Source organism: Pseudomonas sp. P110(2024), assembly GCF_057480795.1.
Genome location: NZ_JBLIYT010000022.1, coordinates 22601 through 45248, shown reverse-complemented (window position 1 = coordinate 45248; position 22648 = coordinate 22601). Strand labels below are relative to the sequence as shown.

The following is a 22648-nucleotide window of genomic DNA, read 5'->3' as shown; positions in this document are numbered from 1 at the left end:
GATCTTGAATTCTTCGGGGTAACGCTGACGACTCATGGCACCTCCTATTTGGGCCTCATTATGAGGCTTGGAGGTGTCTACGAAACCAGGGGCGATTCAAGTTTGACAAATTTAACTCAGCCTTCAATTGCTTTAAGTCGTCGCTTCAACTGCTCGTTAAGTGACATGCCGTGCACGCCTGAATGAATCTCGCGATGGCAGGACGGGCAGACAGCACCAACGTACCGAGGATGGTCGAGGCCTCCGTCAGAGAGCCGATTTACATGATGCGGCTCCAGGTATGGGGTTCCATCCTTCTTAATGAAGGGGGCTGGCTTGTCGCAGCTTTCACATAAGCCTTTGGCACGCATGAGGACGTAGTGAGCGACCTTCCGTCTACGCTGGTAAATTTTGCGATGCGCCGATTGGTCCATTGCATTCGTTATGGGCTTGCAGGCAGCCAGAGCGGCTATCCGAGCAGCAGCTAACGAATCTTCGAGTTCAACCCCCGTCCCCAACTCAGTTTCGATGTTCAGCTCTGGACTGCTCACAGGTACCAATCTGAATACAAGAGCAGTACGATCCTCACCATCAATATCCGGTTGGATTCGTTCAAAGACGTCGGCGCAGCAGAACTCACCTATATAGCGATTACCTTTCCCTTTACCGAGCGATTTGAACAGATGAAGCGCACGACCTGTCTCAGCATGCTCAGCGACAGCTCTGTTGCCACGGTTCAATGTCATAGGCCCACGCTGCCCTTCACCGGTGTAGAGAAACGCACCGTTCTCCCAGCGGTCGGCATAGCCGTATTGCTCGCCACTATCGCCTGTAAACAAGAAAATCGCCGGGTAGGTAGCAGATGCCGCTATGCCGCTCTGTCGGCTACCCCCGAATGGTCCGTTGATTTCAGTCACTCGATCGTAAATGGCCCCAGGCTCGAACTGCAGGACTACTTCTAGACCAGTGCTTTGCAGCTCGATGATGGTAAACCCACGCTTTTCTAAATAGCGGTTTGTGAGGTGTCCGCCAGGGAATTGGCCCACTGCGATGCCGGTAGCCAAGGAGACTATTTTCTTTGCTGGATAGGATGTATCCCCTACAGCAATCGCGTAGCGGTGGGCCGGGTTCGTCTCCCAACCAAGCCACTCTCGTTTTCCTCTAAAATCGCGGTCAAATTCCAGCAAAGCCTCGTCAATACGTTCCTTCGATACAGCTTTGATCGCCACGTGTGCTGCCCTTTGTCGCCGATGTTTGTAGGAAATTTCCCCATCGTCGCCAAAGTGATCAAACGGTTCAAGAAAAATGGCAAAGCGCCACTGCGATCGTAGCCTCCGCGCGAGAGTTCGTATGCGTTTCAGGTCCATATTCGTTGTGGCAGCAGGCGTGCCCAGGGTCTACGGAATCGGATTTTCCCTCTTCCTTGTAGTCCGTTTCCGAAACATACTCCTACCCCCTTACAGCCCGTTGCAGCCGCTGCATCACCCATCTAGTCTCGCCAAGTCGCTGCCAATTCAGCGGCCGGTTTTGACAGACCGGGAAGATAGTAACGCGCGTGCATGGCCGTCTATGGTGGCTGTACGTGGGGCACCTCGGTGCGCCGGTTTCCTATTTTCCCGGTCTGTCAACCCGCGTACAGCTGCCACCTTTCTGTTTGACAGCAGAGAGCGGTAGCTCCATTTGAAAATAGGAGCTCTACCATGCTGAAAATAGTCCCCGATCCACCTCTACACGACAAATACACCACCCACACCCTCGAAGACCTCCTGGTCCAGATCTCCGAATACCTCGTCTGCGCCCTGACCGTCAGCCAGCAAACCGTCCTGCTGCACGCCAAACCCCCAGGCCAGGTCCTGACCCTCGCCGCCATGCACGAAATCGACAGCGCCCGCACCCTGGTGGAAGTAGCGCTGAGCCGCGTGCAATCCCGGCACTGACCTGGCGAGCCTGGGCTCGCACTTGATCTTCACCGATCAGGCCCCGCGCTGTTCGCGGGGCCGCAGGAGGAATGGTATGGATAAGGAATTGCAGATCCCGTGCATCAAGAAACTCGCCACCACCGGCGTCGGGCATTTCGGCGAAGGCGCGCAGGTGAGTGTGCAAGACCCGCTGTTCCGTGTTGTGGCGGGGCATCCGCTGGACCATGCGGTGGAGCAGGCGACCGTGCTGATGTGTGCGGTGCACAAGATCAGTGATCTGGCGATGGTGGAAACTGATCATCTGCCTACGCTGCTGACAGCGGTGCATTACCTCAGTGGCATGGCCAAGGCGTTGGCCCAGGATGTGAATCATGGGTTGACGGTTCGCTTACCGGCGGAATAGCGATTGAGTAAATCGCCCGGGCAATATTACCTGGGCGCTTCCCCGTTCTGACATTGTGAGGGAATATTCAGCTGTAATAGTCCAGCGCTACCGAGCAAAGTTGTGCGCTGTACCGCCAACGAAACCGCTTTCAGCTATAGGCCCGCCCATGGATGCGACCATTGAACTGAAGATCAAAAACGCGCTGCACGATCTCTTCGCCGCTGTCGGGCAACTGCAGGCGGCCTATCCTGGCAAGCCTTTTACCCTGGACGGTAGGTTGGTCGGCGATATCGGCGAGGTGGTGGCCAGCCTGGCGTACAGGCTGACGCTCAATGACGGGCTCACCAGGCATCACGATGCGGTTTGTGATGCGGGGCGTAATGTGCAGATCAAGACCACCTTCGGCACCACCCTGACATTCCCCGTGCATCACGTGCCTGATTATTACCTCGGTATTCGCATGAACCGGGATGGCACGTTTGAAGAGGTCTACAACGGTCCGGGCTATCTGATTCAGCAGCAACTGGCTGGGCGCAGGCCTACGCGTACGGGGTTGCATGGGAATCTGATGGCCATGCTCAGGCGGTTGAATGGTACGGTGGCTGAGCAGGATCGGATACCGCGGCGTTGAGCGGGGTTGTTTTGGCAGGGTAGGTCCCAGTTCGTTATGAAGCAGGCCATGTGGTGGATGGCACCAGCTGCGCCGGTGTTGGGAGCAGCCCACTCCCACAGGATTTGTTTTCGCCTAGCCGCTATGGCGCCAGGTTCACCCCGTTACAGCGGCCCTTGGTGGAAAAGTCGTTGATCTGCCGCGCCTTGTTCACCGACATCAAGATCGTGCAGCCGCCAGGATGGGCCACGTCGTCCCAGTAGTTGGTATGGACCATCACATTGCCTTGCATCTCGGCTGTACTGCCGACCACCTCCTTTTGCACGTAGGTGGTATCGCGGTACCAGCCCAACTGCACCCCAGCGCCGTTGGGCAGCGGCTCCATGCGCATGGGCGGGCCGAAGAAGTCGATGGCCTGCTTGGCGTCGCGCCCTTGCCATTGGTTGCCCGCCATCAGCTCCGGCAGGGTCGGGATGCAGCCGGCCAGCACAGGCAGCAACAGGCCAAGGACCAGCAGAGGACGCGTGCTCATCGTGGGGTGTTCGCCAGCATGTCGTCCAGCTCCTGCACTGCCTGGCTGTTGGCCTGCACGCCAATCAACTGGATGAACATGGCCTGGATGGTGGCGACCATCTTCGCCGCCGGCATCTTGCCGATCGACAGCATCTGGTTGCGCGCGCGGTTGTCGGGGGCGCAGACGAAGGCGAAGGTGCGCTGCAGCCAGTAGTCCTTTGGTGCGGCCCAGTCTTTGGCGTTGGTTTTCACATCGCGCACGGCGCCGTCGAAGCGACGTATCGCCCGGGCGCTGTCCAGGCGGATCTGGCGCTGTTTGCATTTGACCTGCACCTCGTAGGCGGCGAGGGTCGGGAAGGCCGGGTCTTCGAACAGCTGCATGACCTGGGCCGATTGCACGCCACCGGGCTTTTGCAGGATGCCAGCGGCATCGGCGACGTAGACCTCGTTGTGCAGGCGTTCGCCTTTGCCGTAGATGATCCAGTAGTCGCCCGAGGCGGGGGCGGCCAGGGTTGGGATGCTGCAGGTGAGGGCCAGGATGGCCAGCCATTGGCAGAGGGGGGGAAGTTTGTGACCCATGGAGTCCTTTCCTGGTTTTTGTAATCCAGAGGGGACTATACGAGTGCTGGGTGAGTAGGGTCGATTAGGGCGGTTGTGCTAATGGCTAAAGGCCTGCGGCGTTCAGGTGCGGTTTAGAGCGAGCGCCTGTGCCGATCGATCGGCAATGGGCATGTAGTTCCGTTCTGAAACATGTAACGGTGGGCTTGTGCCTCATTTCCCTCAAGTCATTCTGCTGTACATTCCCTTGGTCAGACCGCACATGCGGCAGTTGTCGCATAGTTCGGATGAAGGAGCAAAACATGTCCAAATCAAGGGTGAACGTGGAACTTCTGGCCATCGAATGCGAAGCGCAGGAGGCCGAAAAAGCCATTCTTGAGCTTGTGCACACGGACATTACCGAGAACCCGGAACGTCTCCAGCCCATCCCTGCATCGTTGCTGAGTCGCATGGCTGATCTTCGGGCACGGGCACAAGCGAATCGCAAGTGCACCGTGCTGTTCGAAGGTTGAGAGCGTGATCGTCAGCAGACAACTTCTGCACACTCACGCCCCCGGCCCTGATTGTGCCATCCCCCGTTCCGCTTATACCAAAGGCTACGTTGGCCGCCCTCAGATTGCCCGCTCCAGCAGTTGGGCTTCGGCGATCTGTCCGTTCTCATAACGCAGCAGTACCTGACGCTCCCCTTGATCGAACAGCGACTGCTGCAGTTGCTGGGTGTCCTGCGGGCCTTGGGCCAAGACGCTGCTCAGGCCGTCCAGTTGCGCCGTGAAGCTTTGTTTCAGCGAGGCGTCGAGGCTGAACATGCGTGAACTGGTCAGTTCCATCTGCGAGTTGTAGATGCTGCGGCTCTGGTTACCGATTTCCTCCAGTTGGCCGAGACTTTCGAGAGCCTTGGCCGCCTGGGTGCGATAGCGTTGCAGTGGCTCGGCCAGGTAGCGCAAGGCACAACTGACCACCTGCAGCTGTGCGGTTTGCAGGTAACCGCTGACCCAACCCTCCATCTTCGTCAGGCTGCCCAGCAATGCCTGGCGGGTGCTGTCCACACCGAACAATCTGTCAGCCTGCACATCTTGGGCGTGCTTCAGTTCTTCGTTCATCTTGCGATCGAAGTATTTGGCCAGGGAGGTGATCTGGCTATGTTGATTCTCAAGTGTCTGGCGGGCAATGCTGTCGATGCCTTCTTGCGGATAGTGATCGAGCACGCCTTGGGTGTACTCGAACATCCCGGTCAGCTCTTCCCACTGTTTTTCGTCCAGATCGTGCTGCACGGCATCCAGTTGACGCTTGATGGCGTCCAGCTTCTCGTTGATGTCGTGCAAGTGCTTCTGGCCCACCGCCGAGGACACCGCGTTCCACACCACGCCACTGAGCAGCACGTTCTGCAGGTCTTCAGGCAGTGACAGGCTGGCCTGTTCACTGATCTTGCCGCCGGTACGCACGAAGGCCCGGACGCTGCCGTCGCCGTTGGCGTTCTTGGTCAGTGTCTCGAACGGCAGGCTGCACACCACGTAGTTGCCGCTAGCCAGCTCGCCCATGGCGGCCAGGCCGGGCACATTGGCCAGCAGCGGGTTGAGCGCACTGATCTGGTCGGTTGGCAGTGAGCGATGGGTACCTGCGGGCGGGCGTTGCACGACGTTGAGCTTGAGCAATGTGCCGCCCTGGCCGTCCTGGACCACCAGGTCGGCCGTGGTCTGGGAAGCGGTGGCCACTGGCTGGGTGTCGGGGCGTGTGGCCGGGGGCGTGGCGGGTGCTTCCCGGCGCAGGCGGATCCAGCCCATCTGGGCAACGAAGGGCACGGTCACGCGGTAGGCTTCAGCCACGCTGCTGTGCAGGCCCACGCCGGCCGTGAAGGCAGCGCCGAAGGGGTTCAGGCGCAATCCGGTGGTCGCGGCCATGGTGAACAGTGCCGCGCTGCGCGAGGCGGAGAGGCCGATCATGCTGGCGGCCCCTTTGGGCAGCGCCTCTTCAAGTTTGAACAGCCCAGCCAGCACCTTGGTGCTGGTGGCCCGCTCGAAACGCTCGCTGGCCGGTAGCTCCCGCCAGCCGGCACCGAACAGCGCCAGGGCGATCTGGCGTTCCTTGTCCGCCACGCTGGTTGCGCCGCTGCCGTTGAGCTTCTGGTACACGTCGTTGACGATCTCGGCGTAGGGCACCGCCGATTTCTTCAACAGGCGACGGGCCAGGTTCATGGCCGAATGCCCGCCGAACTGCTGCAGCTCATGGCCCAGCAGGTCAAGTTGCTGCTCGGTATAGCCCGCCGGTCGCGAGCTGTGCTTGGCCTGTACCAGCTGCTTCTTGATGTCTGCATCCAGGCCGGCGCGGCCCCGGGAGAAGTCGGTGATGATGTCCACCAGAATGTCCACTTCTTCGGGCGTGGCGCTGATGAGGCTGGTGAACAAGTCGTCGTCGCAATCGATTCCTGAGGTTGCCATCGTGTGTCCTTACCTTTTGAACGGTGTATCGGGTAAAGGGAGCGGGTGCCCCCGTACAAGGTGGGGTGGGCTCAAGGCACCAGCCAGGTGCTGGTAGGCCTGGCGTCGCGCTGAATGGCGACAGCCTGGCAGTGTTCCAGTATCGGCAGGATGTAGGTGATGACGACGGTGCCTGGACGGCCATCGGGTTGGCGACGAGCGGCGTGGCAAAGCGGGCCGGCGTTTTCTGGCGCTAGATTGGAGCGAATCTCCACTGCGTGTGCTTCCCCGAAGTGTCGGTTGCTGGCCAGGTAATCTAGCGTTTGCTGGAAGGCCGCACGGGTCAGGGTGATTGAGCTGTTGTTCGTGCCGGTTACCACCCTTACGTGGTCGTTGTTGACCGCCGCGATTCTGAAACGGGTGTTGCTGGCGTTGGAGGGCGTTCGCAGCTCCGTCCCCTGTAAGCGGCTGATCAGTGCCCAAAGAGTGTTATCGACTTGGGTAATGTGCTGCATGGCGTCCTTCCTTGTTGTTCGCTGTTCGTCTTCCTAGATTAGCGTGGCATGATGTCCGAATGACATCATTCTTTGGACTTACCTGTGTAACGATCCACGGCGGTCCTGCAGCTGCAATTAGGCGTGCAACAGGTGTCCTACCGCGTGTCGCCCGCATCGCGGGGCAAGCCCGCTCCCACGATGATTTCGATGGTGTCGATTGCCCTTCGCGGAACGTGCCTTCGCCTCTTTAATGTTGTAGTCCCTGGACTACTAAAATGAGCGAATTTTGTAGCCTCGGTGACACAAAGCCTCCTGGATGAACCACGGTCTGGAGTTGCTTGACCATGACCTTGACGTCCATGTCCGTTCCAGGCTCGTGGCCAAGCTTTATCGGCGCGTGACAATAACGCGGCGATGATCGAGCAGCTTTGCGTCTGAATTGCTGGGCAAAAGGTAATCCCGCTCGGGGTTGTCAGGTGAGCCTTGCCTTTATGGAATCTTGATCCCCAGTGAATTGAGAGTGGGTGTATCCATCCTGCCATTCACGGTCAGGGCACTATCCATTTGGAAGGCCATTAACGCGCCACGAGTAGCCTTGCCCAAGACCCCATCAATTGTGCCTTGATAGTACTGGCGAACCATAAGTGCAGTCTGTACGCGCTTGACCAAGTTGCTTTTCTGTTCGTTGGTCGCGCGGGTCTTTGACGTACCCGGGCTCGCTCCGGGAGCAGTGCCGGTCGACTGATAAAGGCTATTGCTACCTGAAGTACTGTGCGAAGTACTCGGCGCACTGTAGCTCCGCGTGCTCGTTGCGGGCGGGCTGTAGTAACGAGGCGCGCTATAGCCACCGGACCCGCTGTAATGGGAACTGTGGGAGCTATGGGACCGATGTGAGCTGTGCGAGCGATGTGCCGCATAAATGTTCACTGCGTCTGCGGCATTGAGCGTATCGGCAAAGACTGGAGGCTGCAGCTTGTCGCTTGGTTGCCAGTTCGCATCGGCAAGCGGTGTATGGCCCGCCTGTGCCAATGTGGTACCAGCCATCGGCAACAAGGTGATGCCACTGATCAGGATTTTCCAGCGGTCAAGCAATTTCACTGTGCACTCCTTGCATAGGCGCTAAAGGCCTCGGTCGATAGTTGTCGTACGCCGCGGCTCTGCCAGCGGTCAGTGTGGGATTTGAAGAACCCTGAGCAATGTTTGACGGCAGCGCATTGCTGACAGGTATCGATGAACAGGTTTTTCCAGTCGGAGATGCTCTGGCGGGCGAATCGTGAGAGGTGGGGTGGGATCAAACACAGGGGCAGGTTGTAGATTGAAACCGGCATCCCACGGTTGAAGAGGAAATAGGCGGTTTGGCTCAATGCCTCTTGATAATCCAGCGGGTCAATCCACAACTCCTCGTAGTGCTTTCTGGCCAGACCAGTACTTTCGATACCCATCAACGCAACGTGCCGTACGAAGGGGAGGTTCCTGAACACGTAATGGGCTAATTCAGGCAAGCGTGGTGTGGTCAGGCGACTGAGTACCACGCGTATCTCAATGATCTGGTTAGCGCGTGCGAGGTTATAGAGTCCTTGCACGGTTTCGCTGAAGGCGCCCGGGGACTGAACTACATGGTCATGGTCGACTGCGTTGTCGGCATACAGCGGGATGCCCCAACTCAACTGTGGGTGGCCTAGGACCGCGAGGGCTGCGATCCAGCTCGGATCTTTGAACAGCCGACCATTGCTGAGCACATGTATGGACTTCCGCGGCAAAACGGTTTTGCACTTGGCCAGAATCTCAAGCAGGCCATCGCGATAAAGTGTGGGCTCTCCGCCGCTGATCCCCAGGTTTTCCTCGCCTGCATCCATCAGGTCGATCAGTCGAAGGTTTTCCTCGATATGCCAGCGGTCATCGATATCTTTAGGCGGTTGCGAGCACATCAGGCAGAGACTGTTGCAACGATCCGTCATGAACAGCAGGTTACTGTCTGACCCGCGTCGATAGAGCACTCTTACCAATGCATTGCCAGGGGTAATGGCAATGACATCGCCAGGTTGAACGACATCCGGGTCTTTGGGGGAATGCAGATGTAGCCTGCCGTTGTCGAAGGGGCTAGTGAGTGACTCTGGGGTCAGGAAGCCGCCCACTGGCAATGAAACCAGATGTGGATTTCGCTCAAGATCTTTGTTGGGTAGCCAGAGCAGCAAATCATGGAATTGCGCGGCACCGGCGCAAACTGCGACACCTTGCTCAATGAACTCATCCAAGGTGATGACCTTGAGCAGCTTTGGTTCATTCAGGTGTTGAATTTCGAAGTGGGTATCTTTGCGCAGCATCGTCCTCAGCCCCTGTAGCCTGGAAAGCGAACATCGTTGTATGAGCGCCTGTTCAACCAGGACAGCAGTACCCTTTGGACGTTGTCATCTCCGTCGCGAAGCAAGGCGAACAAGTGCTTTAACAGCCCCATGTTCTTCTTGCAGAAACTGCTGAACAACCGGTGTCCGATCGGATCACCTTGGCGAGCATAATGCTCGACCGGGTCTGCGCCGCAGTAGGGAACCAATGCGCAATCCGAACAGCCCGGCAATGCCTCCGCGACGCCACTGGCAAGCAGCGCCTCCTTAACGGGTGAGGCCAAAAGTTCTGACAAGGGTTGCTGGACTGTGCCCAACCTTAAACCGTCTTCGCCCATCTCCAGCAGCATCCGAGCCTCGTCCGACGGGTAGACGTAACCGTCATAGTTGTAGACCAGCGCCGCTGTACCCGCGCCGGCGGGTGAGCGCAGGTCGACATAGCCGGATGAGAAGGGCGTCAGGATGTTCTTCAGCAGCAAGCTGGTGTAGCTCTCCGACAGGTAGGTTCCTTGCTGGTTGATCTTCAGCAGATAGGCCAGCGCCTTCGTGTAGAAGGTCAGGTACTGCTCAATCGGATAGTCAAGGCGATGTGCACTCTTGGAAGCAAACCCGTAAGGGCTGAGCGGTCTAAGTGAAATGCTGGAAAAACCCTGCTTTACGTATTCGTCGATGATAGCTTCAGGCTGTTCAAGGCTTCGAGAAGTCAACGTTGTCAGTGCGGAGACTGCGTCGTGTCCAAGATGCTCACGGACCCGTTTTATGCCTTCCACGGTGCGCTCGTAAGAGTCTCGTGAAGGCGTTGGGCGGTTGGCATTGTGCAAGGGCGCCGGTCCATCGAGGGACGTCGAGAACTGGATGCGGTGCTGTTTTGCGAAGTCGAGTACTTCGTCTGTCAGGTGGTGCAACGTTGTGGTAATGACGAACTGAATATCTCGTTGCTCGACCAAGTTTCGTGCAGCTACCCATTCGACAATCTGGCGTACACGTTCGAAGGCCAGAATTGGCTCGCCGCCCTGAAACTCCACTGTCAGGGCGGGAGCGTTCGACTCGAACAAGCGATCAACAGCAGCGAGTGCATCCGCTTCCGATAAGTCATGGCCTGAGCCACCCAGCGGTGCGCGCGAAACTTGGCAGTACTGGCAGGTGTGGTTGCAGCGTAGCGTTACAACGAACAAGTGCAGGGCTGGGCCCTGGAAAAGAAAGTCTTTGCGGCTGCGATATTGCGCCGCCATTTCGGGAAAAGGGTCGTGACGTGTCGGTTCGTAGATGAAATGGCGAGCTAGCAGGTCCTTGTAGAAAGGTGTGCCTGTTTCTATGTCGAAGTAACTGAGGGCCCGCAACTGCGCGTCGTTCACGTGCATGTACTCGCCTGTATCGGAGGTGAGCAAAATGTCGCGGTCATTTCCGGTGCTCAGGCGCATGAAGCGAAAGGGCAGCAGATGGTAGCCGTTAGCGTCGGTCGCGATCAGTGTCACCGCGAAACTCCGCATCCAGCAAGCGCTGCTCGAGCCAGCACCTCACGCAACCCAGCTGTCTCACGGTTGATGTGATCACGTAGGGCAAAGTCATTTAAATGCTGGAGGATCAGCGAATGCGCCTGCTCCTGAGGCAGGATGACTTTCGCTTTAGCAGGGAAGGCAGCGAGGCTGATCTGGTCAGCTTCAATGCCGATCTGAATCGCGACTGTTTCAGCCAAGGCATAAGCGGTTCGTTGCACCACGCTTAGGGAATAGGCTGCGCTGTCGAGTTTCAGAATGACTGGCCATGTCATTGGAACCGATCCTTCAAATCCATTGGGAATGTATGGATTTTGCCGGCTAACGAGGCATAGTGCCATCATATTTTTTTACATTTGCATACATTCAGTCAGGATTTTGATGGGCGGTATAGGAAAAATGATGAGAGTGGGAAGCGTTGTATGAAAGCTTCCCAGGCTATGGATGATCCTCAGAATGTCGGTGGTAGTTCATGCTCGAAGGGCAGATCCGGGCCTGTTCGGGAGCAGGTGATCGCTGCGGCATGGATTGCGTAGGCGAGGATCGCATCGATGGTTTCATGGGGGAGCTTCGCCACACCGGCTGGGCTGTCTGCTCCGAGGCGTGCGAGGTAGGCGAGCACTGCAGCTTGGAAGGTGTCACCGGCGCCTACGGTGTCGCAAACCGGCAACGAGGTATCCGCTGGGCGCTGCCATGAGCCGTGCGCGCAATGCACACTGGCACCGTCTGCTCCATGAGTAATGAAAACCAACCGGCAGCGTTCGTTGAGCCAGCCCCGCGCCACGTCACGAGTCTCCCGGCCCGGATAGAGCAGGGCGATATCTTCCTCACTGGCCTTGATCACATGCGCATGCCCGGCAAACGCTTCCACCTGCCGCCGCCACAACGCCACATCCGGCTGCGGATTAAGCCGCACATTCGGATCAAGGCTGATCAGCCGCCGGTCCCGCTCGCGCTCCACCAGTGCCATCAGCGTATCGGCTACGGGCTGCACTACCAGTGTGTATGAGCCTACATGCAACCCACGCACACGCTCATCCAGCTCCGGCAGATGTGCCAGCGTCACCTGCCGATCCGCACAGCCTTCACCGCGAAACTGATACTGCGCCGAGCCATTGGCATCCAGCCCGACCATGGCCAGGGTGGTCGGTGCATCGCTGGTTACCACATAGCGGCAGTCCACTCGTTCCTCCTCCAGCACCCGGCGCAGCCGGGCACCGAGGTAGTCGCTGGACACCCCGCCAAACAACGCCGACGCCACGCCCAGCCGGCGCAGGCCGACGGCCACGTTGAACGGCGACCCGCCGGCAATCGCGGTAAACCCCAGCTCGCTGCTGCGGCTGCTGTTTTCCAGGCTGAAGACATCGAACAGGGCCTCGCCACACACCAGGTACATGCAATTCTCCAGAACGATAGACAAGGGAAGGATACCCGCACTCAGCGCGCAGGCAGTTGCTCCCGGTAGCGTTGATAGGCGACCTCGTACTCGGCCTGTTGCGCCGGGCGGGGCAGGGTTCGGGTGCTTTCGTCGAGGGCGACGCAGCGTTTGCACAGGGTTTCGAGGCTGTCGCCCTGGCCCAGTTGGCGACCGAGGCTCCAGGCGGCCTGGATCGCGGCGCCCAGGGCGGCGGCTTCGGTCTGTTGGGGGCATACCACTGGCAGGCCGAGCAGGTCGGCCAGTGTCTGGCGCCACAGCGGGCTTTTCGCCGCGCCGCCGACCAGGCGGATCTCGCTGCCTGGCAGGCCGCTGGCGCGCAGCAGGTCGAGGCCGTAGCGCAGGCTGAAGCAGGTGCCTTCGAGCACGGCGCGGCAGAGGTTGGCGCGGGTCAGTTTGGCGCTGGTCATGCCGTGCAAGCTGGCGGTGGCTTCGGGCAACGCGGGCACGCGTTCGCCGTCGAAGAAGGGCAGCATCAGCAGGCCGTCGGCGCCGATCGGGGCTTGGGCGGCGAAGGCGGTGAAACGGTCGAGGTCGAGCTCCAGCAGGTCGCGTACCAGGGCGCAGGCGCTGGTGAGGTTCATGGTGCAGATCAACGGCAGCCAGCCGCCGCTGGAGGCGCAGAAGGTCGCCACTTCGCCCTGGGCACTGACGTGGGGCTGGTCGGCGTAGGCGGCCAGGGTGCCGGAGGTGCCGAGGCTCAGGGTGATCATGCCGGGGGCGATATTGCCGGTGCCGATGGCGCCGAGCATGTTGTCGCCGCCGCCCGTGGCCACCCAGGTCTGCGGGCTCAGGCCGAGGGCAATGGCGGCCTGTTCGCGCAGGGGGGCGATGCAATCGCCGGATTCGACCAGCTCAGGTAGCGCCGCCAAAAGACGCTCGCCTGGCTCGATGTGCTGAAGGACATCGGGCGCCCAGGTCCGTCGGCGTACGTCGTAATAGCCGGTGCCGGAGGCGTCGCCGGGTTCGGTGCAGGCGCGACCGGTCAGCCAGTAATTCAGGTAGTCGTGGGGTAGCAGGATATGGGCGAGGCGGGCGAACAGATCGGGATGATGGCGCTTGGTCCACAGTAACTTGGACACGGTATAGCCCGGCGCGATCACCAGCCCGAGGCGCTCGAGGGAGCCTTGGGCGCCGCCGAGGGCATCGAGCAGTGCCTGGTTCTCGGGCGCGCTCTCGGTGTCGCACCAGAGCTTGGCCGGGCGCAGCACCTGGCTCTGGGCGTCGAGCATCACCAGGCCGTGCTGCTGGCCGGACACGGCCAATGCGCGGATCGCGTGGCCATCCACACCGGCTTCACGCAAGGCAGCGGCCACCGCCGCTCGCAAGGCATCCAGCCAGTCGGCGGGATCCTGCTCGCGCCGGCCGTCACGGCCCCGGGGCGGCGCGTGGGCGGCGCTGCCCAGGCCGAGTACCTGGCCGCTGCCGGCGTCCAGCACCAGGGCCTTGGTGCCCTGTGTGCCGCAGTCGATGCCGAGGAACAATCCGTCCATTTCGAAACACTCCGTGTCAGTCGCCGAGGACCTGGCGCAGGGTTTCACTCACGCCGACTTCGCGCAAGCTGTCGTACAGGCGCTCGAAGGCGCTGACGAAGGCCTTGGACGCGGGGATGGCGCTGCCGAAGATCGCTTCGTCGCCCAGCACCCGGGCGGCCAGGCCGTCGCGCTGCACCACACGCGCCTGGCAATCGGCGGCGCGGGGGTCGGGGATGCTGTAGCGGTTGCCGTGCTCGTCTTCGCCGCGCAGGTACAGGGCCCAGGCGGCCACCACCAGGGCCACGCGCTCCAGGGGCTTGCCGTCGGCGATCAGGCGGTTGGCGGTGGGCACGATGAACTTGGGGAACTTCGACGAGCCGTCGGAGCACACGCGCTCCAGCTGGTCGGCGATGGCGCGGTTGGCGAAGCGTTCGCCGAGGCTTTGCTTGTAGCGCTCAAGATCGATGCCGGGCACCGGGGCCAGTTGCGGGGTCACGTCCTGGTCCATGAAGGCGTGCATGTAGCGGCGCAGCAGCGGGTCGGCGAGGGTTTCGTGGACGAAGCGGTAGCCTTGCAAAAAGCCCAGGTAGGTGAGGGCCAGGTGGCTGCCGTTGAGCAGCTTGATCTTCATCTCTTCATAGGGGGTGACGTCGCGGGTGAACTGCACGCCGACTTTCTCCCAGGCCGGGCGGCCCGCGACGAAGTCATCTTCCACCACCCATTGCAAAAACGGCTCGCACACCACCGGCCAGGCATCGTCGACGCCGTGGCGCTCGCGCAGTTGCTGGCGGTGGGCGGGGCTGGTCATCGGGGTGATGCGGTCGACCATGGCGTTGGGGAAGCTGACGTGGCTGGCGATCCAGTCGGCTAGGTCGGGGTCGAGGCGCTGGGCGAAGGCCAATAGGGCCTTGCGGGCGACGTCGCCGTTGTGCGGGAGGTTGTCGCAGGACATCACGGTGAACGGCCCGGTGCCGGCGGCGCGACGGCGGCGCAGGGCTTCGCAGAGGTAGCCGAACACGCTTTGCGGGGATTGCGGGTTGGCCAGGTCGTGCTGGATCTGCGGCAGGTCGGCGCGGAACTCGCCGGTGCTGTCGTCGATGCAGTAGCCGCCTTCGGTGATGGTCAGGGAGACGATGCGGATATTGGGTTCGGCCAGTTTGGCCAGCAGCGGTTCGGCGCCGTCCTCGGCCAGCAGCATGCCGTTGATGGCGGCGATCACGCGTACCTTGGTGTCGGGCTGGTCGCCCAGTTCGAACAGGGTGTAGAGATGGTCCTGCCCGGCCAGGGCGTCGCGCATGGCGCGGTCTTCGCCGCGCAAACCGATGCCGCAGATGGCCCAGTCGAGGCCTTCTCCGCCGTTCATCAGGGCGTCGGTGTAGGCGGCCTGGTGGGCGCGGTGGAAGCCGCCGACGCCGATGTGCACGATGCCCTGGCGCAGTTGGGCGCGGTCGTAGCTGGGGCGGGCGACGGTGGGCGGCAGTTGGCCGAGGTTGTGCTGGTTCAGTTTCATCCTGGAGTCCTTAGGCCGCTTGTTGCAGGCGTTTGTCGAGGGCCTGGCCGTTGCTGTCGAACAGGTGGCAATGGGCGGGATCGAAGGTCAGTTCCAGCGCCTCGCCAAAGGCTGGTGCGAAATCCCCGCGCACTCGCACGGTGAGCATTTCCCCGGAGGCGGCGCGCATATGGCAGTAACTGTCGCTGCCCAGTCGCTCGCTGACATCGGCGGTCACCTGCAGCGAGCCTTGGATACCTTGCCCGGCGCGGTCGATGTTCAGGTGCTCGGGGCGAATCCCCAGCGTCACCTGGCTACCGGCATGCAGTTCCCCCGCGCACAACGGCAGGGCGATACGGGCGCCGCACTCAAGCGCGACCTCGCACTGGTTGCCCTGGTTGCGGCTCAGGTGCCCACGCAAAAAGCCCATCTTCGGTGTCCCCAGAAACCCTGCGACAAACAGGTTGGCCGGATGGTGGTACAGCTCCAGCGGCGAACCGACCTGCTCGATGCGCCCGCCGTTTAGCACCACCACCTTGTCGGCCAGGGTCATCGCCTCGACCTGGTCATGGGTCACGTAGATCATGGTCGCCGCCAGCTCCTGGTGCAGGCGCGCCAGTTCCAGGCGCATCTGCACGCGCAGGGCGGCGTCGAGGTTGGACAGCGGCTCGTCGAACAGGAAAATTTTCGGGTTGCGCACGATCGCCCGGCCGATCGCTACCCGCTGGCGCTGGCCGCCGGAGAGCTGGCGGGGCTTGCGTTCGAGCAGCGGTTGCAGCTCGAGGATGCGCGCGGCGTTGTCGACCTTGGCTGTCACCTCTTGCTTGCCGACGCCGGCCAGGTCCAGGGCGAAGGACAGGTTCTTGCGCACGGTCATGTGCGGGTACAGGGCGTAGGTCTGGAACACCATGGCCAGGTCGCGCTTGGCCGGGGCGGTGTCGGTGATGTCGGTGCCGTCGAGGGTGATGCTGCCGCTGCTGACCTCCTCGAGGCCGGCGATCAGGCGCAGCAGGGTGGACTTGCCGCAGCCGGAGGGGCCGACGAAGACCACGAACTCGCGGTCGCGCACGTCCAGGTCGATGCCCTTGATGATGGCGTGGCCATCGAAGCCTTTGTGCAGGTTGCGGATTTTCAGGTCAGCCATGGGGGGGTGTCCTCGGCGAAAGTCGGGGTTGGATGCGGGAATGCCGGGACCGCTTCGCGGTCCTTTCGCGACGCAAGGCCGCTCCCACAGGCGTGCGCGATCCCCTGTGGGAGCGGCCTTGTGTCGCGATTGGGCTGCAAAGCAGCCCCTGATAGCGGAGTCATTTGACTGCCCCAAACGAAAGCCCACGCACCAGCTGCTTCTGGCTGATCCAGCCAAAGATCAGGATCGGCGCGCAGGCCAGGGTCGAGACGGCCGAGAGCTTGGCCCAGAACAGCCCTTCAGGGCTCGAATAGGACGCCACCAACGCCGTCAGAGGCGCGGCGGCGGACGAGGTCAGGTTCAGCGACCAGAACGCCTCGTTCCAGCACAGGATTAGCGACAGCAGCAAGGTCGAGGCCAGCCCGCCGCGGGCGATCGGCAGCAGCACGCGGACGATCTCCTGCCAGGTGCCGGCGCCGTCCAGCCGCGCGGCTTCGAGGATGTCCACGGGGATGTCCTTGAAGTAGGTGTACACCATCCACACCACGATCGGCAGGTTGATCAGGGTGTAGACGATGATCAGCGCCAGGCGCGAATCGAGCAGGCCGAACTGCTTGGCCAGCAGGTAGATCGGCATCAACACGCCCACCGGCGGCAGCATCTTGGTCGACAGCATCCATAGCAGCGTGCGCTTGGTGTGGCGGGTCTCGAAGAAGGCCATCGAGTAGGCCGCAGGCACGGCGATCAGCATGCACAGCAGGGTCGCCGAGAACGAAATCAGCACCGAGTTCCAGGCGTAGGCGAAGTAGTCGCTGCGCTCGTTGATGTGCAGGTAGTTCTCCAGCGTCGGCGCAAAGAGGAACTGCGGCGGCGTGGCGAAGGCGTCCAGCTCGGTCTTGAAGCTGGTCAGCAGCATCCAGAAAATCGGGAAGAAGATCACCAGGGCGATGGCCCAGCACAGCAGGCCGAGCAGCGCGTTCTTCAGGGTGCGGGTTTGCTTGAGTGTCAGCATGGCGGGCTCCTCAGCTGCGCGCGGTGAGGTTCTTGCCGATCATGCGAACCAGCACGATGGCGGCAATATTGGCGATCAGCACGGCGATCAGGCCACCGGCCGAGGCCATGCCGACGTCGAACTGCAGCAACGCCTGGTTGTAGATCAGGTAGGCGAGGTTGGTGGACTCGTATCCGGGGCCGCCGCTGGTGGTGGTGAAGATCTCGGCGAACACCGAGAGCAGGAAGATCGTCTCGATCATCACCACCACGGCGATCGGCCGGGCCAGGTGCGGCAGGGTCAGGTGCCAGAAGATCGCCAAGGGGCCTGCGCCATCCAGGCGCGCGGCTTCCTTCTGTTCCTGGTCCAGCGACTGCATCGCGGTCATCAGGATCAGGATGGCGAACGGCAGCCACTGCCACGACACGATCAGGATGATCGACAGCAGCGGGTAGTGCGCCAGCCAATCCACCGGCTGCGCGCCGAACAGGCGCCACACGGCGGCGAGGATGCCCGACACCGGGTGGAAGATCAGGTTCTTCCACAGCAGCGCGCTGACCGTGGGCATGATGAAGAACGGCGAGATCAGCAGCACCCGCACCACGCCGCGGCCCCAGAACTCGCCGGCCTCCAGCAGCGCGGCGATCAGCACGCCGAGCACCACGCTGATCGCCAGCACGCTGCCGACCAGGGTCAGGGTGTTGAGGGCGCCGGGCATGAAGCCGGCGTCGGTGACGAAGAAGGCGAAGTTCTCAAGACCCACGAACTGGTTTTCGCCTGGGTACAGCAGGTTGTAGCGGATCAGCGAGAAATACAGGGTCATGCCCAGGGGCACGATCATCCACAACAGCAGCAGCGCCACCGAAGGGCTGACCAGGAACCAGCCGGGGCCGACGCGGCGTTTGCCGGGGCGCGCGGTGGCGAGGCTCGGGGTGTCGAGGGCCGATGTGTTCATGGCGACTCCGTGTGCATCGGAAAGGGGCGGTCACCGCGCCGCAGGACGGCGCGGTCTACGGCGGTGCGAGCTACTTGGGGTAGCCGGCGCGCTTCATCTCGCGTTCAGTGGATTGCTGGGCCGAGGCCAGCACCTGGTCCACGTTCATCTGCCCGGTGAGCGCGGCGGAAAACAGCTTGCCGACCTGGGTACCGATGGCCTGGAACTCGGGGATGGTCACCAGCTGGATGCCCACATAAGGCACGGGCTTGAGGGTGGGGTGGTTGGGGTCGACGCGTTTGAGCGATTCCAGGGTCACCTTGGCGAACGGCGCGGCGGCCAGGTACGCGTCGCTGTAGGTCGAGGCGCGGGTGCCCGGTGGCACGTTGGCCACGCCTTCCTGCTCGGCCACCAGCTTGCCGTAGGCCTCGGAGGTGGCCCAGGTGCTGAAGGTTTTGGCGGCGTCCTTGGCCTTGGAGCTGGTGGGAATCGCCAGGGCCCAGGAATACAGCCAGGTGGCGCCCTTGTCGGTGACCTCCTTGGGCGCGAAGGTGAAGCCGACCTGGTCGGCGACCTTGCTCTGGCTCTTGTCGGTGACGAACGAGCCGGCGACGCTGGCATCGACCCACATCGCGCACTTGCCGCTGTTGAACAACGCGAGGTTTTCGTTGAAGCCGTTGCTGGAGGCACCGGGCGGGCCGTATTGCTTGAGGGTGGTCACATAGAAATTCAGCGCGTTCTTCCACTCGCTGCCACTGAATTCGGGTTTCCATTGCTCATCGAACCAGCGCGCGCCGAAGGCGTTGGCCACGGTGCCGATCAGCGCCATGTTTTCTCCCCAGCCGGCCTTGCCCCGCAGGCAGATGCCGTACTGGCCCTGGTCGGGGTGGTTGAGTTTGGCGGCGAACTCGCCGAGCTGGGTCCAAGTGGGTTGCTCGGGCATGCTCAGCCCGGCTTTCTCGAACAGGTCCTTGCGGTAATAGGTGATCGAGGCTTCGGCGTAGAAGGGCAGGGCGTACAGCGTGCCGTTGGCCGACAAGCCGTTGCGCACCGAAGGGAACACATCGTCGAGGTGGTAGTCGGCGGGCAGGTCGGTCATCGGCGCCAGCCAGCCCTTGGCGCCCCATAGCGCGGCTTCGTACATGCCGATGGTCAGCACGTCGAACTGCCCGCCCTGGGTGGCGATGTCGGTGGTCAGGCGCTGGCGCAGCACGTTCTCTTCGAGCACCACCCACTTGAGCTGGATGTCCGGGTGCTGCTGTTCGAACACCTTGGCCAGGCGCTGCATGCGGATCATGTCGTTGTTGTTGACCGTGGCGATGGTCAGGGTCTCGGCGGCCTGGGTGTGCAGCGGCAGGCTGAGGCAGGCGGCGGCCAGGCAGGCCTTGATCGAGTCGTTCATCGGTGAACTCCCTCGGGGAAGACGTTATTGTTTTTGTGTCGCTCGCTGCCGATTACACCGTTGTGCGACGACGCCGACAAAGCCTCGCCTGCACCTTGGCTGATACTTTTTTGCTGTGCCGGGATTAGGTATTTCCCTGTGGGAGCGGCCTTGTGTCGCGAAAGGGGCGCGCAGCGGCCCCAGGGTTTCAGCGTTAACGCATGAATCGCCGGGGCCGCTGTGCGGCCCTTTCGCGACACAAGGCCGCTCCCACAGGGATTGCGTACGACCTCGGCACATCGCCCCGATTCAGGCCCGGTTCTGCTCGGTAAGGCGCTGGGTCACCAGGCTGCGGTAGTCGGACGGGGTCATGCCCTTGAGCTGCAAAAAACGCCGGTTGAAGTTCGACAGGTTGCTGAAGCCCGATTCGAAGCACACTTCGGTCACCGGCAGCTCGCCCTTGGCCAGCAGCTCGCACGACTTGCTCACCCGCAGCCGGTTGACGAACTCGACGAAGCCGCGCCCGGCGGCCTGCTTGAAAAACCGCGAAAAGTAGGTCGGCGTCATCCCCAGGTGCTCGGCCACCGCGTTCTGGTTCAGGTCCTGGGCGTAGTGCTGGAAGATGTAGTCCACCGCCCGGTTGATGCGCTCGACGTTGTGCTCGTCGGCCAGCTGCGAGGAGGTGACGGTGGACAGCAGCTGGTACTCCTCACAGGCGGCCAGCTGTTCCATGAGGATAAAAAAGTATCCCAGGCGGGTCATGCCGCAGCTATCGGCGATGCGTTGCAGCAGGTGACGGCTATCGCGGATCAGCGCCGGGTCACGGAACTCGATGCCGTAGCGCGCTCGTGCCAGCAGCGGGGCGAGCTGGGTGAGCTCGGAGAACACCTGGCTGCCGCCTTCAAGCACCTCGTCGGTGAAGTTCACCAGCATGTCGCGCTTGGCCACCACTTCGTCGGGGCCGACCTGGCTGATCCAGTTGTGCGGCAGGTTGGGGCCGGTGAGGAACAGCGTGTCGGGGGCGAAGTTGCCGATGTAGTCGCCGATGAACACCTTGCCTGCACTGGCAACGATCAGGTGCAGCTCGTATTCCTTGTGGAAATGCCAGCGCACCAGCGGGCTGGGGAAGCCGTGCTGACGGTAGATCAGCGAGGCGCCTTCATGGTCGTCCATCAACTCGTAGGATGGGTCGGTGACTTTGCTGGTTCTGGGCATGGCGGTGGCTGGGCCTGGCGGGGCGAGGTGTCATCGTAGCCTGAAGTGCTGGAGCAGGGCAGATGCTTTGCAGCCAAGGCATCCCTGGTGCCACCCGATGCAGGTCAATGCGGCCTTCGTGGGCGCGGCGATGCGACTTGTCTCGCGGTGGACAACCTATGCGGAGAATATTTCAGGTCCTGCAGCCTTTGTTTCGTTGTTTATGTAGGCCTTTTCCTAAAGATGCCTTTTCCTGCCGGTAGCCCGTTGTAGCGCATTGGCGATCGCTTTAGTCTCGGCCTGCTCGTCGCGCTTCACCCGTCGGAACAGGCCGCACCACTGGGCAGCTTACTGCGCACGGATCGCGCAGTCAGGTATGGCGGTTCCGGAGGATGAAGCGCGACGGGCTCTTTCTTTTTCCAGGGGGCAAGGTCATGGACAAGGACGAACACGCAAAGGGCACCACAGACTTGAAGATCGTCAGCCTGGTCGGCCGCACCAGGCAGTTCTCGGTACGCGACTGGGTGCAGGCGATCCCGGGGTTGCCGACCGAGGACGTGCTGCAGGAAACAACAATCATCCTGGGCTGTATCACATCGCTGACGTACCAGGCGTTGAGCCAGCCGAAAGAGGCACAGACGCTGATGCGGGCGACGTACTACCTCAGTGGCATGGCCAAGGCGATGATCGATGGGCAGTTGCCGGTGAGGCAGGAGCAAGGCGACAGTTGAGCATTGGCGTAAAGGTAAGGGCCGCTTTCGAGCAATCGAAAGCGGCTTTTTCATCTGGAGGGAGTACGTCAGCGCATTTCGGCTTCGAATTGAATCAACAATCGCATTTTCTCCAGGATCATGTCGATTACCACGCGTTCGTCGAAGCTTTCCAACTTCCATTCGAAGCCGATCACGCGCCGGCCTTCGGTCCACGGCTGTCTTGTGGTATCCACGAACAAATGGCGACCGAACGCCATCTGGCGCGTGTCGACGTTGATAAGGTACACGCGGATGGTCGGCCGCAGTGGCGTCTGGCTGCCGTCCAGGTAGAGCACCACATCCGACCATTCGACCCAGTTGTTGCAGGCGTAACGTAGCGCCGGTCCATCCGCCCAGGGTTGCCGGCGAGTGAAGGTTTCGAAGCCGTCGATCTCGGCCTGCAGGTGGGCGATGATCTTGCGATCCAGTGCCTCGACTGCCTGGTCGCGCAACTTGTTGAGTACATTGATCTGCGGCAGGTGTTCGAAGATGAAATCAATGCTTTCAGGGTTCATGTCACGCTCTACGGTGATGTTTTCCAGATGCAGCAGGAACTCGTCGGCCAGTACGCGCCACTTGTTCAGGCGGTTGTGCTCGACGTTTTGCGACAGCGCTGTGCGCAGGGCACCGAGAAGCTCGGCATAGCTGAGCCCTGTCCAGCCATCGGCGACATTGCTGCCCGACGGTGACAGCACCGCGAACAACACGCGTTTGTCGCGGCCACCGACCAAGGTATCGGCATACAGTTCGTAGTCGGCGAACGGGTTGACCTGGGCGTGGAAGACTTTGTTCTCGAGGATCAGCAGCCAGTCCTCGCCCTGCAACAACAGATCGATGCGTTTGCCATTGGTGGTTGTCACTTCACGCTGCGGAGGCAGGCGCAGGGTCGGCTGGGGTGGCGACTCCTTGCAGATGCAGCCCAGCAGAGTGCTGAGGAAGCAATCACCAAAGCCATGGATCTGATCGGGGTCGAGGAAGAACGCGAGTAGGTCAGTGGTGGGGTTTTCGTAGTAACCGCGCCCTCCCAGGGCAAAAATGCTGGGCTCATACGCCGGCTGGCGATGCCGTTCAGCTTCGGCAAGCAGGGCGCGTGCCTGATCCAGATGCATGGTGTTTCTCCGTGTGTTCCCCTTGCGGGGCATCAATGTCGGCGGTACC

At 61.4% G+C, this 22648-nt stretch carries 23 protein-coding genes; 5 read left to right on the top strand and 18 right to left on the bottom strand.

All coding sequences use genetic code 11. The features are described from left to right. Positions 1-116: 116 nt before the first annotated feature. Positions 117-1208 carry an HNH endonuclease gene (locus AC25ND_RS25490; RefSeq protein ID WP_486976658.1) on the bottom strand — a complete coding sequence of 364 codons (1092 nt, stop codon included), beginning with the start codon at positions 1206-1208 and terminating at the stop codon, positions 117-119. A 471-nt stretch (positions 1209-1679) separates the two neighbouring features. Between AC25ND_RS25490 and AC25ND_RS25485 the strand changes: the two genes are divergently transcribed. The 3 genes from AC25ND_RS25485 (at position 1680) to AC25ND_RS25475 (ending at position 2914) form a co-directional block, all read left to right on the top strand. Then, positions 1680-1916, top strand: a complete 237-nt coding sequence (locus AC25ND_RS25485) for a hypothetical protein (protein WP_028688843.1) — start codon at positions 1680-1682, stop codon at positions 1914-1916. 76 nt (positions 1917-1992) lie between these two features. Further along, positions 1993-2301: a DUF3077 domain-containing protein gene (locus AC25ND_RS25480; protein ID WP_083242121.1), complete on the top strand. Its 309-nt coding sequence runs from the start codon at positions 1993-1995 to the stop codon at positions 2299-2301. A gap of 148 nt (positions 2302-2449) precedes the next feature. Then, positions 2450-2914, top strand: coding sequence for a DUF6998 domain-containing protein (locus tag AC25ND_RS25475; protein ID WP_486976657.1), 465 nt, complete (start codon positions 2450-2452; stop codon positions 2912-2914). A 121-nt stretch (positions 2915-3035) separates the two neighbouring features. Here AC25ND_RS25475 and AC25ND_RS25470 read toward each other — a convergent pair whose 3' ends face one another. Together AC25ND_RS25470 and AC25ND_RS25465 are read right to left on the bottom strand one after the other, a co-directional pair. After that, positions 3036-3425: a hypothetical protein gene (locus tag AC25ND_RS25470; protein WP_069017820.1), complete on the bottom strand. Its 390-nt coding sequence runs from the start codon at positions 3423-3425 to the stop codon at positions 3036-3038. Beyond that, positions 3422-3985: a hypothetical protein gene (locus AC25ND_RS25465; protein ID WP_486976656.1), complete on the bottom strand. Its 564-nt coding sequence runs from the start codon at positions 3983-3985 to the stop codon at positions 3422-3424. The genes AC25ND_RS25470 and AC25ND_RS25465 overlap by 4 nt, the downstream gene beginning before the upstream one ends. 281 nt (positions 3986-4266) lie before the next feature. Between AC25ND_RS25465 and AC25ND_RS25460 the strand changes: the two genes are divergently transcribed. Continuing rightward, entirely contained in the window at positions 4267-4476 is a 210-nt protein-coding gene (locus tag AC25ND_RS25460) for an AbrB/MazE/SpoVT family DNA-binding domain-containing protein (RefSeq protein WP_028692034.1), read from the top strand. A 99-nt stretch (positions 4477-4575) separates the two neighbouring features. Here AC25ND_RS25460 and AC25ND_RS25455 read toward each other — a convergent pair whose 3' ends face one another. The 14 genes from AC25ND_RS25455 to AC25ND_RS25390 all read right to left on the bottom strand — a co-directional run bounded on the left by AC25ND_RS25455 (position 4576) and on the right by AC25ND_RS25390 (position 20759). After that, complete coding sequence (locus AC25ND_RS25455) at positions 4576-6399, bottom strand: hypothetical protein (protein ID WP_486976655.1); 1824 nt, start codon at positions 6397-6399, stop codon at positions 4576-4578. 71 nt (positions 6400-6470) lie between these two features. Beyond that, positions 6471-6893, bottom strand: a complete 423-nt coding sequence (locus tag AC25ND_RS25450; protein WP_084942470.1) for a hypothetical protein — start codon at positions 6891-6893, stop codon at positions 6471-6473. 471 nt (positions 6894-7364) lie between these two features. Next, positions 7365-7973: a His-Xaa-Ser repeat protein HxsA gene (gene hxsA / locus AC25ND_RS25445; RefSeq protein WP_036986456.1), complete on the bottom strand. Its 609-nt coding sequence runs from the start codon at positions 7971-7973 to the stop codon at positions 7365-7367. Beyond that, positions 7970-9199 (bottom strand): His-Xaa-Ser system radical SAM maturase HxsC, encoded by a 1230-nt coding sequence (hxsC, locus tag AC25ND_RS25440; RefSeq protein WP_486976654.1) that lies wholly within the window; start codon positions 9197-9199, stop codon positions 7970-7972. The genes hxsA and hxsC overlap by 4 nt, the downstream gene beginning before the upstream one ends. Positions 9200-9204: 5 nt before the next feature. After that, positions 9205-10692 (bottom strand): His-Xaa-Ser system radical SAM maturase HxsB, encoded by a 1488-nt coding sequence (hxsB, locus tag AC25ND_RS25435; RefSeq protein WP_486976653.1) that lies wholly within the window; start codon positions 10690-10692, stop codon positions 9205-9207. Then, a complete protein-coding gene (gene hxsD / locus AC25ND_RS25430) occupies positions 10689-10988 on the bottom strand; it encodes a His-Xaa-Ser system protein HxsD (protein ID WP_486976652.1) in 300 nt (99 codons plus the stop codon). The genes hxsB and hxsD overlap by 4 nt, the downstream gene beginning before the upstream one ends. Before the next feature lie 176 nt (positions 10989-11164). Beyond that, positions 11165-12109: a carbohydrate kinase family protein gene (locus tag AC25ND_RS25425; RefSeq protein WP_486976651.1), complete on the bottom strand. Its 945-nt coding sequence runs from the start codon at positions 12107-12109 to the stop codon at positions 11165-11167. 41 nt (positions 12110-12150) lie between these two features. Beyond that, positions 12151-13641: a xylulokinase gene (gene xylB, locus AC25ND_RS25420; protein ID WP_486976650.1), complete on the bottom strand. Its 1491-nt coding sequence runs from the start codon at positions 13639-13641 to the stop codon at positions 12151-12153. 16 nt (positions 13642-13657) lie between these two features. Then, positions 13658-15133, bottom strand: coding sequence for a mannitol dehydrogenase family protein (locus tag AC25ND_RS25415; protein ID WP_236248710.1), 1476 nt, complete (start codon positions 15131-15133; stop codon positions 13658-13660). A 10-nt stretch (positions 15134-15143) separates the two neighbouring features. Then, entirely contained in the window at positions 15144-16256 is a 1113-nt protein-coding gene (locus AC25ND_RS25410; RefSeq protein WP_062361025.1) for an ABC transporter ATP-binding protein, read from the bottom strand. A gap of 160 nt (positions 16257-16416) precedes the next feature. Beyond that, a complete protein-coding gene (locus AC25ND_RS25405) occupies positions 16417-17250 on the bottom strand; it encodes a carbohydrate ABC transporter permease (RefSeq protein ID WP_028692024.1) in 834 nt (277 codons plus the stop codon). Between the two features lie 10 nt (positions 17251-17260). Continuing rightward, the gene (locus tag AC25ND_RS25400; protein WP_011533228.1) at positions 17261-18184 is read right to left on the bottom strand and encodes a carbohydrate ABC transporter permease; all 924 of its coding nucleotides are present in this window, start codon (positions 18182-18184) and stop codon (positions 17261-17263) included. A 70-nt stretch (positions 18185-18254) separates the two neighbouring features. Next, the gene (locus tag AC25ND_RS25395; RefSeq protein ID WP_028692022.1) at positions 18255-19565 is read right to left on the bottom strand and encodes an ABC transporter substrate-binding protein; all 1311 of its coding nucleotides are present in this window, start codon (positions 19563-19565) and stop codon (positions 18255-18257) included. A gap of 288 nt (positions 19566-19853) precedes the next feature. After that, positions 19854-20759 (bottom strand): AraC family transcriptional regulator, encoded by a 906-nt coding sequence (locus tag AC25ND_RS25390; RefSeq protein ID WP_486976649.1) that lies wholly within the window; start codon positions 20757-20759, stop codon positions 19854-19856. Positions 20760-21172: 413 nt separating this feature from the next. On the opposite strand from AC25ND_RS25390, the gene AC25ND_RS25385 reads away from it, so the two are divergent. Continuing rightward, a complete protein-coding gene (locus AC25ND_RS25385) occupies positions 21173-21469 on the top strand; it encodes a DUF3077 domain-containing protein (RefSeq protein WP_063630095.1) in 297 nt (98 codons plus the stop codon). 68 nt (positions 21470-21537) lie between these two features. Here the strand turns inward: AC25ND_RS25385 and AC25ND_RS25380 are convergent, their stop codons facing one another. Further along, a complete protein-coding gene (locus tag AC25ND_RS25380; protein WP_486976648.1) occupies positions 21538-22599 on the bottom strand; it encodes a PD-(D/E)XK nuclease family protein in 1062 nt (353 codons plus the stop codon). Between the last annotated feature and the right edge of the window lie 49 nt (positions 22600-22648).